Origin of the sequence: Blastopirellula marina (genome assembly GCF_002967715.1) — a bacterium.
GTDB lineage: Bacteria > Planctomycetota > Planctomycetia > Pirellulales > Pirellulaceae > Bremerella > Bremerella marina_B.
This window is the reverse complement of the sequence record NZ_PUIA01000016.1, coordinates 591990-606949: the sequence shown is the minus strand read 5'-3', so window position 1 is coordinate 606949 and position 14960 is coordinate 591990. Positions and strand designations below refer to the sequence as shown.

The 14960-nt window shown below is 56.3% G+C and carries 11 protein-coding genes; 5 read left to right on the top strand and 6 right to left on the bottom strand.

Features of this window, described 5'->3' with window-relative positions; all coding sequences use genetic code 11:
* Positions 1–33 precede the first annotated feature (33 nt).
* Positions 34–1128 (top strand): phosphatidate phosphatase App1 family protein, encoded by a 1095-nt coding sequence (locus C5Y96_RS04280; protein ID WP_158261089.1) that lies wholly within the window; start codon positions 34–36, stop codon positions 1126–1128.
* A gap of 28 nt (positions 1129–1156) precedes the next feature.
* On the opposite strand, the gene C5Y96_RS04275 is transcribed toward C5Y96_RS04280, so the two are convergent.
* Both C5Y96_RS04275 and C5Y96_RS04270 read right to left on the bottom strand, forming a co-directional pair.
* Positions 1157–1396 (bottom strand): hypothetical protein, encoded by a 240-nt coding sequence (locus C5Y96_RS04275; protein ID WP_105350286.1) that lies wholly within the window; start codon positions 1394–1396, stop codon positions 1157–1159.
* Positions 1397–1595: 199 nt separating this feature from the next.
* Positions 1596–2462: a tetratricopeptide repeat protein gene (locus tag C5Y96_RS04270; protein ID WP_158261088.1), complete on the bottom strand. Its 867-nt coding sequence runs from the start codon at positions 2460–2462 to the stop codon at positions 1596–1598.
* 256 nt (positions 2463–2718) lie between these two features.
* Here C5Y96_RS04270 and C5Y96_RS04265 point away from each other — a divergent pair, with 256 nt between their 5' ends.
* Positions 2719–3171 carry a hypothetical protein gene (locus C5Y96_RS04265; RefSeq protein ID WP_105350284.1) on the top strand — a complete coding sequence of 151 codons (453 nt, stop codon included), beginning with the start codon at positions 2719–2721 and terminating at the stop codon, positions 3169–3171.
* 93 nt (positions 3172–3264) lie between these two features.
* Positions 3265–3516 carry a winged helix-turn-helix domain-containing protein gene (locus tag C5Y96_RS04260; RefSeq protein WP_199188627.1) on the top strand — a complete coding sequence of 84 codons (252 nt, stop codon included), beginning with the start codon at positions 3265–3267 and terminating at the stop codon, positions 3514–3516.
* Positions 3517–3537: 21 nt separating this feature from the next.
* On the opposite strand, the gene C5Y96_RS04255 is transcribed toward C5Y96_RS04260, so the two are convergent.
* The 4 genes from C5Y96_RS04255 to C5Y96_RS04240 form a co-directional block, all read right to left on the bottom strand.
* Positions 3538–6825, bottom strand: coding sequence for a prenyltransferase/squalene oxidase repeat-containing protein (locus C5Y96_RS04255; protein WP_105350283.1), 3288 nt, complete (start codon positions 6823–6825; stop codon positions 3538–3540).
* 43 nt (positions 6826–6868) lie between these two features.
* Positions 6869–7252 (bottom strand): ExbD/TolR family protein, encoded by a 384-nt coding sequence (locus C5Y96_RS04250; protein WP_105350282.1) that lies wholly within the window; start codon positions 7250–7252, stop codon positions 6869–6871.
* 85 nt (positions 7253–7337) lie between these two features.
* Entirely contained in the window at positions 7338–8243 is a 906-nt protein-coding gene (locus C5Y96_RS04245) for a MotA/TolQ/ExbB proton channel family protein (RefSeq protein ID WP_158261087.1), read from the bottom strand.
* 75 nt (positions 8244–8318) lie between these two features.
* Positions 8319–11576 (bottom strand): tetratricopeptide repeat protein, encoded by a 3258-nt coding sequence (locus tag C5Y96_RS04240; protein ID WP_158261086.1) that lies wholly within the window; start codon positions 11574–11576, stop codon positions 8319–8321.
* 385 nt (positions 11577–11961) lie between these two features.
* Between C5Y96_RS04240 and C5Y96_RS04235 the strand changes: the two genes are divergently transcribed.
* Positions 11962–12939, top strand: coding sequence for an NAD-dependent epimerase/dehydratase family protein (locus tag C5Y96_RS04235; RefSeq protein WP_105350279.1), 978 nt, complete (start codon positions 11962–11964; stop codon positions 12937–12939).
* A gap of 253 nt (positions 12940–13192) precedes the next feature.
* Positions 13193–14905 carry a type II secretion system protein J gene (locus C5Y96_RS04230; RefSeq protein WP_105350278.1) on the top strand — a complete coding sequence of 571 codons (1713 nt, stop codon included), beginning with the start codon at positions 13193–13195 and terminating at the stop codon, positions 14903–14905.
* Positions 14906–14960: the final 55 nt, after the last annotated feature.

Below are 14960 nucleotides of genomic sequence, written 5' to 3'. Positions count from 1 at the left end.
TTTCTTGAATCGGAGGCCCATCGTAGGCAGCGCATGTTTCCCGATGAAACTGCCCTCAGCAATTTGAAGGACAACGAGCGCGTCGTGCTCTATCCTTCCTATGCCTATCCGGCTCCTGATCAAAGCGGGTGGATTTTGCAGGTCCATGGAAGTGTTTTCGAGGCCGTGCCTGAGAACCTTCCCCGCAAGATCATGATCCGAGTTTTGGCGCGCTTGATGGGGGCCACGCAAGAACAACTCGATACCAACGTCTTCAAGCAGCGGATCTTAGGGTTCACCGTTTACCAGCACGGTGGCAAGGAGATCGCTGTGAAGATCGGCGATAAGATCTACCAGCTGCGCGGAAAGACCAAAAAGAATGGCCAGTTCCGCGGTACGGTGCTTATCCCTAACGAAGACGTCGATACCATCGCCATGACGGTGGGGGCGACCCGGCACGTTCGTTATGCGATCCATTCCAAGTTCGAGGTAGCCACCCCCTTGGAAGGCCTGGTGAAGCTGATCGATCGCGACGGCATCTCGGTCATCTCAGACATTGACGATACGGTCAAACACACCCAAGTCTCGACGCGCAAGGACATGCTGGCGAATACCTTCCTGCACGAGTTTGCCACCGTGCCAGGCATGGTTGATCTGTACCAGAAATGGCAACAGCAAGGAGCCTCGTTCCATTACGTCACCAGCAGCCCTTGGCAGTTGTTTGAACCGCTGTCGGAACTGTTTCGCGATCAAGGCTTGCCGGATGGTTCGTTCCACATGAAGAGCGTTCGCTTTCGCGACCCAACCGTGCTGCAGCTGTTCATTGCGCGGCGGTGGGGTAAAAGGAAAGCGATCAAGCAGCTTCTGCGGACCTTCCCCGATCGTAAATTCGTGATGGTGGGGGATTCCGGAGAGAAAGACCCGGAAACCTACGGCGTGATGGCCCGCAAGTATCCCGATCAGGTCGTAAAGATTTTTATTCGCGATCTGGGAGGCAAGAAGTCGACCGATCATCGCTACGCCAAGGCGTTCCGGCGAGTACCGGAAGAGAAGTGGCAGCGTTTCACGTGCGCTTCTCAGCTACAAGAATACGACCTGCCGGCCCCTACGCAAATCTCATCCGCAGAGGCCAACGGCGACGGGAATTGAACGCCATCTTCTTAGAGCCTGGTCGGCACTAGACCTGGGTATACCCCAAGCCGGTGATAATCTCGTACATCTCTTCGTACGTGATGAATCGACGACGATTGCGAAGTTTGTATTCGTCGATCGCCAGGGCCAATTCATGAGCACCGGGGGACAATCCCTCGTGACTATTGGTGAATTGGCGACGCTCGAAGACCGGCGTTTCGCCCGGCTTCCGAGGGCTACGTCGATCGACAAAAGGAGTCGTCGTGGCAGGCACAGGTTGATTCATCGTAGACATCTCCGACGGTCAGTCTTCTTCTATACGTTCACGGAAAGGATCTCCGTGGTTCGGTCTTGAAAACCTAGAACGCATGTTGGCGAAGTCAAACGATGATGACAGATTGCCACACGCAGACACATGACTTACGAAGGACGAGTCCGCGCGACCGCCACAATCGATACCATCGCAACTCGTTCCAACCGAAAGCCTATCGCCGCATGGACTGTTGAGCCTGCTGACGGAAGACCGGCAGTTGGCCGACCAACTGCAAAGCAGAAGCGTGCTGTGGATTGACCTGAAGTGCCGAGTTCGCGGCATACTCGGCCCGAGCTAATCGGCCGGCGGCAACTTCACATTCGGCCCAGGTATAAAGGAGGTCGGCGGTCATCTCATTCGTCTCGGCCAATTCCGCCAGGCAATCGGCCGCATCGAGATGCTGTCCCAGATCACGGTAGGCCAGGGCCTGCTCGACACCCACGTCCGCTGGCAGCCGATGGCCGAACTCGGCCTGGCGGACGATCGAAATACAGGCCAATGCCTGGCTTGGTTGTCCTAGCTGCCGGTAGGTCGATGCCAATCGCAGCTGGACATCGCGGTTGGCGGTTTCGCTGTTGGTTGCGGCGCGAATGTAACAGAGCTTCGCCGAATCGAGATCCCTTCGCACCAGGGCGAGGTCCCCCTGCAACTGCCACGCCGGGGCGAACTTCGGATCGCACTCGATCGCCCTGTTGGCGGACATATGCGCTTTAGTCGGATCGCCGGAATCGAGATACATCCGACCAATTCGTGCGTGCAAATTGGGATCGTCACTCCCCAGTGCCAGGGCCGATTCCAGTTCCGCGATCGCTTCGGTTCGCTTACCGGTTTTCCAGAGCGTCTCGCCGTAATGCATTCTGGATTGCAGATCGTAGGGAGCGTTCTTCTTGGCCTCGGCCAGAAGCTTCTCGGCATTCTCCCAGTCGTCGCGGTGCATCGCTTGCACACCGCGCTGCGTCAATTGACGAGCCTGAACGATCTTCTGATGCGAAGCATTCGCCTGACTGAACGTACTGCACCCTCCGAAAACTGCTAGCATGAGCGCACCCAGCACGATTCCGCTTGCGCAGAAGGCGCGGCTCCTAGCCATTTCCGAGGATTGCATCCATTCCATAGAAGGTTTCCAGCGAATCGTTCGCCGTTGGTTATTAACTGGCAGAGACTACCAAACCTGCGTTTTTCGTCCTAGATCAGGCTCGGCTTGTCCCTTTGATCGCCGATAGGCAAACAAGCTAAACCCGCTAAAATACGGGGAAATAGATCGAATTCACCCTCAGGGGATCCCCCCTGATTCCTTGAACCAATACGCAACGAAGGCTGCCGTGGTTGCCACATACGACAATTTAGGCGTGAAGTTCTCGTACCCCGAGAACTGGCGAATTTCGGAAGACCAGACCAACGCCTGGCCGCGCAGTGTCTCGGTCCACAGCCCCACCGAAGCGTTCTGGACGCTGATGATCTACGAGCCCGGCACCGAACTCGAGGCGCTGGTTGACGCCGTTCGCGACGCGTTAAGCGAAGAATACACCGACTTCGAGTCGGTTCCTGCCGAGCAGACGATCGAAGGGGTCGACCTGATTGGTTGCGACCTGAACTTCTACTGCCTGGACTTTCTGGTCCAAGCCAAAATTCGGGCATTGATGCTAGGCGTGCGTCCGTGCGTCATCCTTTACCAGGGGGAAGATCGCGAGTTCGACGAAATGGAGCTTGTCTTTTCCGCGATTACCCACGACCTGATTCGATCGTAGAGGAACACTGGAAACGGGACGTTTGCGTCCACTATAATCTTCCTTGTTGGCGGATCACTCAACTACGATTCTCAACTTGAGGAGAGCCTCGCGATGTCGATTTCCACCGATCTCCACGAAGATACGATGCAGAAAATCGGGGAAACTTCGGGCCAGATTTGGGCCTATCTATCAGCCGAAGGTCCTGTGTCCCTGACCAAGCTGACCAAAGAGGTGGGCGAAAAGAAGGACACTATCCTGCTGGCAGTCGGTTGGCTGGCACGCGAGAACAAGGTGTTCTTCTTCGAAAAAGGCCGCAACAAGCTAATTGGCCTGATCGATGAACATGGCCCGCCAGAGCCGTAATTCTTAATTTGGCAGGCTCCACTAGTTCGCCACTTCGTCGTAGATCGGCAAGTGACGGTGATACACTTCCAGCGAAAGCAGGTTCATCGTCGTCACGTAGATGCGTCCGGCGAAACCGCCCCAGCGATCTGGCACGTCCCCTTTCGGATCCCAACTGCCGGCGGCGGGGCCATCGAGAACCTGGGTTTGCTCGAGCATGACGTGTAGCTTGCTGTCCCAGGCCTCCCAGTGCTCGCCCCGCATGTGGAACATCACCTGGGTGGCGTAATACCAGTAGTAGGTATCCCGCAGCGGAGCTTCCGGGGTCCCCAGCGCGGGAAGGTTCTCTTTCAGGTAGTCGGCACTGTCCTGCAAGATGCGGCTATCGCGGCGATTGCCCAAGTAAAGCTGAATGAGAGCTCCCACGGCGGTCATCGTTTGGCTGGGGTCGCGACCATGACGCTGTTGCGGTGTATCAGGTGCGTTAGGATTGTAAACATAAACGGCCCGGCCACCCTGGCGTGACTCAGCCGATGCCAGCCACTTACGGATTCCCTCGAACGACCTCGGATCGACCCGCAGCCCTGCCAGCTGACCACTCTTGAGGGCCAACAACATCCAGCCGGTCACCGAGGTATCGCTACCGTTACCAGGCGTGTATCGCCAGCCACCGAGTTCCGGATCTTGAGCGGCCTCGATGTAATCGAGCGACTTTTGGGCCGCCGCACGCAGCGATTCGTCCTGCGTCATGCCGTAGGCCTCACACAACGCAAGTGCCGCAATGGCATGGCTGTACAGACGGCAGCTGGAATTCGAGGTGGGGTCCATTTCGATGTACAGATCGCCGTTTTCTTTCTGATTCTCGACCAGGAACGTGACGCCGCCGCGGACTTCCGTTTCGTACTTATCGCTGAGGTGATCGTAACCGGCCCCCAGGAAGGCCAACAGCGAGAGCCCCGTTGCCGCCGTATCGGAATTGAGCGTAGCCAACTCGTTGCGATAGATATTGAAGTTCTCGGGATGGACGGCTGCGAAGCCCTTCAAGCTCCAGCGGCCATCGGACGACTGGTGACGAGCCAGAAACGCGAGGCCGCGTTCGATGGCTTCTTCCGTTTCACGACTAGGCCGGCGCGATCCATCCCCTGCCCCTTCTCCTTTTCGCATCGCACGGCGGCTGAACGCTTCGGTCGGAACGGCTGCCCGGGTGCTTAACAGCGGACCACGACGACCAGGAGATCGCACGGGAATGTTCGCCATGTTCGTGGTGATCTGTGGAGCGTCACTCGTTCGACGTCGCCCGATGAACCCTGGCTCGGTGGCTGCTCCGATCGGAGCGCCAGCCAGATCGTTCACGCCTGGCCTACCCGATGGCATCGCCGGTCCACCGACGTTTCGCCGACGAATTTCGGGCACGCTACCCAAACCTGGCAGCGAGCCCGCAATATCGCCACCTCCTGGCTGCATCGCTCCGCCCCCTCCGCCGGGAACTCCATCCGCGGTTGCCCGCGTGCCAACGACGGGGCCAGCTCCTGGCGTACGGCTGCCTGGCAGGCCTTGGGTTCCCGAGGCCATTTCAGCCAGTGAAGGACCATCGTTGCCGCGATTACCGGTTCCACGCGATAGCGCCGAGAAGTCAGCACCACGATTGGCACCAGGCGTTCCGACCTCGGCTGCACCCACTTGGCCACTACCGATTTGATCGGCACCGTTACCGTTAGCTCGACCAACATTCATCGAAGGTGACGAGAACTGCCCGGAAGCCAAAGCATCGGCGTTGGCAGCGGCTTGATTGCCATTGGCTGGTCCCTGGAATTCGATCTGGGCACTTGGTCCGTTCATCGCTTGGGCACCGGCAGATGGCGTTCGACCGATCGATGGATTGGCCTGATTGCTGGTGACGATCCCTTCGTCACGCGAAGCCATGCTACGCGTAGCACCATGCTGCTGGACCATCTCTGCCGTGCGATCGGCCGTCGAAGGGCGAGCCCAGAGTTGGCCCGGGTTAGTCGCATTGGCCGTCACGCCATCGCCGCCGACCTCTTGCCGAGCGACACTACCGGCGGCTGGCCGAAGCTGCGAATTGCTGGACTGCCCTGGCGTAGGCCGAGGCAGCTGATCGCTGACGTTCGTGTTGATCGTGGGCAAGTTGCTGGCCGAAGCATTGCGAGCGATATCCGCCGACGAAGCCGATGGAGCGATCTGCATCTCAGGGCTTTGCTGGCTACGCGTCATCGCCATGCTGGCAGCCAGGGTGGTTGGGCTCGGCGATTGGACCATAGCACGAGGCTGATTGGCTTGCTGCTGGGCTTCCTGACGAGCTAGATCGGCGGCTTGGGCCTGGGCTCGAACTTGCTGTGGATTGTTTCGCTGAACCTCGACGTTCTCGGCCTGGGTTTGAGCGAGATTGTTGGTTTCGGTGCGTTGCCGTTGAACTTCCTGGGCCTGGGTGGGGGAAAGACTTGGCAGATCTTGCGCCGTGTTCTGTCGTTGAAGATCGGTCATTCGCTGAACGGCATCCTGAATGCTGGACGCCTGTCGCTGCATTTCAATCGCCTGGGCAGAGCGCTGTGCGGCGGCGTCAGCGGCGGATAGCTCAGGCTGCATCTCCTCTTGTCGCTGGACTTCAATCTGCTGAGCCTGTTCGACTTCGCGCTGCTGCATCTCGCGGGCCTGCTTGGCCAGCTGCGACGGCAGGTCTTGCAGCGTCTCTTGCTTCGGCTGCTCGACCTGTTGTTCGCGGCGCTCCATTTCCTCAGGCTGAACTTCGCGTGGAAGCTCTTCCTGCGAGACATCGTTCTCCTTCATCTCCGGCTGCTCGTGCTCGATCTTTTCCTGCTCGAGCGGATCGACCTGAGCTTCGGCTTCCTTGGTTTCGACAGGCTGTTCGTATTCGCGCTCGGCATCGCGATCTTCGTTGATCTGAGCGGGGCTATAGTCGGGAATGACCACCGGTTGCCGCTGGGGCGTTTTCTCACGATTTTGGTTGAGCGAAGTATCAGCAACTTCTCCGACATCGATCGCCACCATGCCGAGAAACATGCTCAAGTGCAGCATCAGGCTGAGCACGATCGAAAGCTGAATACCACGGCGAACGCTGCCCAGATCGAGCAGGGGAATGATCGCCAGCCCCACCAACCAGGCCACCGTCGCGAACGCGATGTATACCTTGGCGTTGAAGTACCACAGCTCGTGATCCCAGTCGAAAAGGAGATAGCTCGACGCACCGAAATACAGCATGAAGAACGTGTAGGCCGTATAGACCGGCCACGCCTTCTCGTCGGTGGACGAGAGCTGAGGAGGCAGCTGTTCTTTGCTCCAATGCTTTGCCATGGTTTTCCGCTAAGCTCCCGTTGGTATACGGAGCGATTGCTACTTAGTTTGGCTCGACGGCGGCGGTGCTGATCGAATAGTTACTGAGCTTGGCCTTATTACAGGCATTCATCACCTGAACGCTGAATTCGATTTTGCTGTCTTTGTCCGCTCGAATAATCACTGAACTCTCGGGATTGTCGGCAGCCGTCTGCTCGAGGATCTCTTCGATTTCAGTGATCGAATGTTCGTCCCCCCGCACAAAAAAGCGTCCTTCGGCATCAATGTTGATAAACAGTTCGCGAGGCTGCGATATCAAGGGCTGTGCCTCGCTGGCGGTCGGCAACACGACATCCAGCTTGTAGTCTTCTTCATCGAATCGGGTCATCACCATGAAGAAGATCAGCAATAAAAAGACGATATCGATCAGTGGAGTAATATCCAACATCGATCGAGCTCGTCCACGATTGAGTTTGACTGCCACAGGCTTGGTCTTCTTCGCAAATACGTTTCTGTAGGATCAATACTGTCGACTACTGCGACCGGGGCAACGCTTGCGTCTGCGAGCCATCCAGCGTTCCGCCGGGAGCCGCGGTCTTGGGGGGCTCCATCGTTTTTACTGCCGGAGGGGATGGCCCGTCGTAAGTGCGATGCTTCGCTCGCAACTTCCCTTCGTAGTGCTCGAAGCCGGGGATCAAGTCGAACAGGATCTCGTCCATTTCATGAAACAGCGCGACAATCCGGCTTTCAAAGTACTGGGCGAAGATCATTGCGGGAATGGCAATCGTCAAACCACCCAGCGTCGTGACCAGGGCCACAAAAATACCGCCAGCCAATTGGTCCGCACGATCGGCCCCGATTTCCAACTGGGTTGTCTTGTAGAACGTCCAGATAATGCCCCAGACCGTACCCATCAGCCCCAACAGGGGTGCTACGCTTCCCATCAGGGCGATCCAGCGGACATTGCTGTACAGCCGATCCGCTTCCCGTTCGGTGGCTTCCGCTACGGAATGCTCGACCTCGGATTGCGGACGACCGATTCGCAGAAGCATTGTTTTAATTACATTGGCCAGAGCCGAAGGATACTTTTTGCACAGCTTGTACGCCTCGCGCGGGTCAAGCCCCTTTTCCGACAGGCGAAGCTGGGAAAGTTCGCGTTGGAGTTGATAGGGAATGATCTTCGACTTGCGCAGGGCGAAAAGACGCTCGAGCGTAAGCGCGACGACAACGACCGACATGACCCCCAGCGGGATCATCATCTTTCCGCCACGCAGGATCAGGCTTACCAAAGTCAACGAATCGGTCTCGTTAAGACGCTGCTCGATCAAGGCCGGCGATTCTTCTTCGGTTGGCTGATCGGTTGGGGCCGATCCATCTTGCGCCAGCAAGGGCAACGTGAAGGCCAATACCGCTAGAAGGACAAGAATGGAACGAGCCATTGGTGACATAAAGGAGTGGCTTCCAAGTCGCGTTGAATCATTCATTTCGGACAGGTCACTTCGCCGGGTTCGGCGTTAAAGTTGGGCCAAGGCTTCGAGCCGGGCCTGGGCCAGCTTGGCTTCCGCTGCTTGTGGAAAACGCTGGACAACGAGGGCATAAAACTTCTTTGCTTCGTCGACAAACGCTGCTTTCTCGGCAGGAGCAGCCATGCGGATTTGCACTTCGTTGCAGCGACCGATTTCGTAGGCACACTTGGCCTGCCATGGCTTGACGCTATCGAGTGCTTGCTCGCCACCGAAGCCATAGACCACGCGTTTGAACTGCCCCAAGGCATCTTCGTACTTCTTTTGCTCGAAGTAGATTTCCCCCAGCATGAAGCGTGCACGAGCCCCAGCGAGCCCTCGCGACTCTTCGGCTGCCTTGTTGAAGTATTCGATTGCTTCAGGCGTTTTCTTTTCGTTGTAGTTGGCCCAGCCAATTTCGTAATAGGTTTCGCCCAAAAGTGGCGAGCTAGGCAGCTGGTCGACCAACTGAGTGAACCACTTCTTTGCTTCTCCCCACAGCTTCTGTTGGCTGGCCGATTGACCAGCGTGCAGCATCAGCAGCGATCGCATTTCATCGCTGGAAAGACGCTTGGGATCGACGCGGCCGTACGAGTCGAGTGCGGCGTCGTACTGTTTATCTTTGTAGAAGCATTCCCCTTGCATGAAGATCGCATCCGATGCGAGAGGGCCGTTGGGGAACTTGGTAATCTGGCTGCCGAAACCGTCCAACGCCTCTTTCGTCTTTCCCTGCTGATACTGGGACCAGGCCTGCTTGTAGAGCGCCTTTTCGCCAATTTCGGGGGCTTTGGCCTGATTGGCCGACGAGGTATACCACGTTTCGGCTTCAGCGAAGTTATCCTTCGCGTAGTAAGATTCGCCGACATGATACATCGCTTCGGCCGCGAGGGGACTTTGAGGGTGCGCTTTGGCCAGCTCTTGGAAGCTGGCGTTGGATGCATCTCCCTTACCTTGGGCTCGTTGTGCCCAGGCCAACTCGTAGAGCACCTTATCATCGCTGACGAACTTCGGATTCTGCTGATGAATCGCGGTGAAGACTTTTTCGGCTTCCGCTGGGTTCTTTACATCGACCAGGCTTACGCCCTTGAGGTACTCGGCTTCGAGCTTCTGCGTGGGATCTTTGCTCTTGGCGACGACCTGGTTCAAGTCGTCGATCGCTTCCTTAAACTTCCCTTCCGACCGACGTGCGATTGCCCGCCCGGTGTAGGCATCGACAATTAGTTCGTGGCCGGAATGCTTGGTGATCAATTCGCCAAACGCTTGATCTGCTTTAGCCGCGTTAGGCTGCTTCAGGTAAGCCCAGGCTTGCCCATAGATCGCATGCGGAGCAAGAGTCGAATTAGGCGACTTGGCCAATACCTGGGCATACGCGGCGGCGGCTTCATCGAAGCGATTGGCTGCGAACAGGAATTCACCGAGTCGGAAGTGGACCTGATCGAGGATTTGGCTGTTGGGGTAGCTCGAAAGGATTCCTTGGGCCTGTTGAATCGCCCCAGTCGTATCCCCCTTGGCATGCAGCGTACGAGCCAGCATCAAACGGGCTTCGTCTGCCTGAGCCCAACTCGTGGAAGCTTTCACGGAAGCATCTAACGCCTGTTGGGCTTTGTCGAACTGGCTCTGCTGAAACGCACTCGCTCCGACAAGGTAATTTGCCTGGGCTAACAGGTCTGCATCTTTGAGTGAAGACTGTACGGAAGCGACCGTCTTCTCAACATCGGCAAACTTGTTCTGCAAGTACTGAGTCAGTGCCAGTCTCAATTGCCATCGTGCCACCTCAGGCCTTGCCTTGCCTTCGTTGACCAGCGTTTTGAGGGACTGTTCCGCTTCGGCCAGCTTATCGGTTTGCAGCTTGGCCTCCGCACCGACATACATGGCATCGAGACGCGATTGATCCTGGGGGTACTTCTTGGCGAACTCATCGGACAGGGCCGAAGCCTTGGCAAAATCACGTGTCTCCAAAGCAGCGAATGCCGCGTTATAGAGTGCCTGAGGAGCCTCTGGCGTATCCGGATGGTCCTTGGCGATTCGTTCGTACAACGCAATCGACTCTTTGCTTCGCTGGGGCTGCTCGTACACGGCGTCGGCCATGTCCATCTTCAGATCGACCTGGAAATCACTGCCGGCAGCTTTGGGCAACATGGCCTTGGCCAGTGCTTCAGCTTCGGCTGCTTTCCCTTGTTGCAAATAGACACGAGCCAACCAATGGGCTGCTTCGACCTCGAACTGCCCTCCTTGGCGTCCGGCCGCTGCCAGCCAGCGCGCGGCATCGTCGAGTCGACCGGCACGGTAGTAACAGCGTCCGGCAAGCATGGTGGCTTCCGGAGCATAGGCAGACTTCGGGAAGTCCAACGGAATGCGAGCATAAGCATTGCCCGCCTTCAGTAACTCATCTCGTTGCAATGCACAGAAGGCCAGGCGATACATCGCGTGGTCGGCGAGATCAAATCCTTGCTTCTGCGAAGCTTGCTCGAACAGTTTCTCGGCGTCCGCGAATTGGTTCTGCTGAAGCAGGGCTTCCCCTTTTCGCATGGTAACTTCGGTCGCCAGCGGATTGCTTGCATACGCGGCAAGGAATTGGTCGTAGGCCTTTTGGGCTTCGCCGTATTTCTTAATTTCCTCCAGGGTGACCCCTTTGGCATACAGTGCATCGGGAGCCAGAGGGCTTTTCGGGTACGCTTTCACCAACTGGTCGTAGGCAGCGATCGATTGCTCTTTTTGCCCGGATAGATAGAGAGACTCGCCCAGGAAGTACTGGGCCTGATCGGCGAATTCGGTCTTGGGGTAATCCTTGAGCAGCGTCGAGAAGCGTTCGGCGGCATCTTTATACTTGGCCTGATTCCCATTCTGTGCCCAGGCATAATTGGCCGATGCCAGGTTGAGCATTGCTTCTTCGCGGAAGTCGGCTTGAGGGTATTTCTTCAGGACGGTCTCGAAGTTGGCGATCGCGTCTGAGTATTTCTTCAATTGCAACTGACAGACGGCCAGGTAGTTTTGTGCCTTGGCTGCTAACGGATCATTGGGGAACTTCTCGACGAACTTCTTCCATTCATCGGCAGCCAGTTCAAACTCGCCGGCGTTCTGATAGTTCACTACGTCTGAGAAGAACAGAGCCGCTTCTTGTGAAGACTCTTGTCCCCATGCAGACGAGCCGCAAATCATCAGAAGCAGTAGAGCCGGGATAAAAACGTAACGTGCTCGTCGGCAGGGCTCGGTCCCGTCGGTCACGCATCGTGCGTTAAGGGAGCTAAAGCCCAAATACTGAGACAGCATGGAACAACGGTCCTCGTTATTTGTCAGCAAGGTGCAGGCAGATGGGGAGGGTCTAAGTGGTGATCTATTCACCTTATTGTGACGGAAATTCCGTGAAGTTTCATTATTCCGCCTTAGGAAACCATTTCTAGAGCTAAATTTCGGTGTCGAAAAGGACTTTGCAGCTTTTTTGACGTCATTGTCGATCATGATAGAAAGGATTGACAGTCCTCGCAGGGAAAAACCTTGTAGGATAACGAGTTGCCGCCTGTGAATCGTCCTTTTTCCAAGGAAGCACGCGTTCCCAACAAATTAGGGAGACGGCTCCCCCTGGGGCGGCTCCTCCATTACGAACGTTTTCCGAGATGGATCGCTTTTCGCGATTATTCAGCAAAGCAACCAGCGCATGGCAACTTCTCTGATCACCGGCGGGGCCGGATTTATTGGTTCGCACCTGGCCGAAGCACTGCTAGGGATTGGCAACCAGGTCATTGTCGTCGACGACGAATCGACCGGATCGAAGCAAAACATCGAGCATTTGCTGGCGAACCCCAATTTTCGGTTTGTCCACGGTACCGTTTCCGATCGGACGCTCGTTCGCGACCTGGTCAACCAGGCCAATGAAGTCTATCACCTGGCAGCCGCGGTGGGTGTGGCTTTGATCAACCAAGAGCCAATTCAAACCATCGAGCGAAACATCTACCCGACCGAACTTCTGTTGGCAGAAGTTCAACGGCGCAATGCCGAAGGGGACGAAGTTCGCATGTTCATGGCCAGTACCTCGGAAGTCTACGGCAAAAACCCCAAAGATACCTGGACTGAAGAAGACGACCTGGTTTTCGGCGCAACCACCCGTCCTCGCTGGAGTTATGGTGCCTCGAAGGCGATCGATGAGTTCCTCACGCTGGCCTACTGGCATCAGAAGAAGACGCCGGTGGTGATCGGACGGTTCTTCAACGTCGTAGGGCCACGACAGACAGGGGCTTATGGCATGGTCCTTCCCCGCTTCGTCGATGCCGCATTAGCCGGAAGGTCCCCGATCGTTCATCACGATGGGAGCCAGATTCGCTGCTTTGCGCACGTGGCCGACGTGATTGGGGCGGTCATTCAACTCATGCGAACCGATGCGGCTCTGGGGGAAGTCTTCAACATTGGCAGCGACCGCCCAGTTACGATTCTGGAACTGGCCAAAATGGTCATTGGCCAGGCCAATCCTGGGCTGGAAGTTCAATTTCAGTCGTATGAAGAAGCATTTAACTCAAAATTCGAGGATATTTCGCGCCGGGTGCCTGATCTGACCAAGATCAAGAATTGCATTGACTACGCCCCAAAGCACACCTTGGAAGACATCATCGCCGACGTCATCCAGTCCAAGCGACCATAACCCCCATCCGGGCTACCAAGTTACTCAAAACGCTTGACGGCAAGGGACATTCCCGGTGGAATATTGGACAGGGGCACCCTATACTTAACCAGCTGGAATACTAACGTTTTCCAGCGATTCTTTCGCCAGCTAATCGACACGCAACTTATCTCCATGGCTCGCGAGGCTGCCCCAAAGGCCTGCGAGGACGGTAACCTGATTTCAGTCTAGGGCAGACTTGAAGTTCAGGCGTAACCAACAGGACGCACATCGCATGTGGAATATTCGTACACAGCACATCACTACCCAAACGCGCGGACTGACGCTCGTCGAAATGTTGATGGCAACGGCGTTGACCCTGGTCATGTTTGCCGCCGTGGCCCAGATTTTCGGCATGATGGGTACCGCTATGCGTGACGCGCGAGCGACGATCGAGCTATCTGGCAACCTCCGCAGCGTTTCGACCAACCTTCAACACGACCTGGACAACGTCTCGGTTGATGTTCTGCCTTGGGTTCAACCCGGTGCGAATCAAGGTTACTTCGAGATCATCGAAGGGCCTGATCGTGATGTTGACTTCGCCGTTTCCGATGTCGACTTGACGACCGCCGGTACACAAGGCTCGCTGGCAGGCGATGCAGACGACATTATTTGCTTCACCGCCTACAGCAGGGATCAGCCGTTCGTCGGTTTGATACAGGGGCAGTTGATGCCCAATGTGGGCGGATATGCTAACGATATTCCCCACAAGTATTGGGTCGATCGTAGCAATACTTCGCTTTTCACGACGATCACCTCCCACTATGCTGAAATCGTTTATTTCACCAAGCACACGCCGCTGGAAGACACCGACGGCGACAGCCAGCGTGATGCCGACGAAACGGTGACGCTATATCGCCGCGTGCTGCTGATTCGCCCAGACATTTTCATGGGCAACCCCAACACGATGGCAGCCACGGCTTCTTATAGCCTGAACTATTTCCAGGCGATGAACTATTACGACCTCTCGATGTGGTCGGCCAGCAATGTGGAATGGAAGACCAATTCGCTTGAAGACTTACAGTCTCGAGATCGCCGTGTAGCTCATGCTCCGTATCCTGCCAACGGGCTTACCGTTGAGACCGGAAAGATCCTCCGCGTCGCCAATCCGCCCGCTACAGGTGATTTTGATCCGGCCCCTATGCGTCCCCACGCCTTGCTCTCCTTCGAGCAGTTGAACCGTGCTCTGGAACTCGCCGGCACCAACAATCGGGACCGCACCGGCGAAGACGTGATGCTCACCAATACCCTCGCATTTGATGTTCGAGTCTACGATCCGATCGCACCTGTGCGAAACGACTCGGCGTCTTCCCCCAGCCTGATGATTGCCCCAGGCGATCCTGGTTTTGGCTCGGCGAGTACCACCAATCCTATGTTGGGTGCTTTTGTCGACCTGAATTGGAGCCGAAGCGTCCCATCCGGAACGACAAGTTACTACAACCAATCTTTCGAGGACGCTCCTAACTCGAAGTCACTTCTACGGCAAGTCACTGCCTACTTCGTGGATACCAACCGGAACGCCACAGACATTTACGGCTCGACTGCTCCGGCGAACGCGAATGAAGTAAACACGATTTACTTCTTGCAGAACCCGTCCATGTTGAATGCAACACCAAGTTCAACGATTCCTGGTTATAGCTACTACGACACATGGCCGTTCTTCTACGAAGTCGACGGGGTGAACCAGGACGCCTCCGGCACCGATACCATTCCCGACGAAGGGACCAATGGCTTTGATGACGATGGGGACGACATCGTGGATGACCACTACGCCATCGATTTCGACAACAACAACATCATCAATACCACTACGGAACCAGGCGAACTGGAAACCGAACCACCCTACAACAAAGCCCTGCGTGCGGTTTCGATCACGGTCCGAGCGATCGAGGAAGGGACTCGTCAGGTTCGACAGGACACGATCATTTCGGATTTCCTGCCGGACTAAAGGAAGTAGCCGTCCAGCATTCTCCATTCAACAATTGCGGGCACACATGACATAG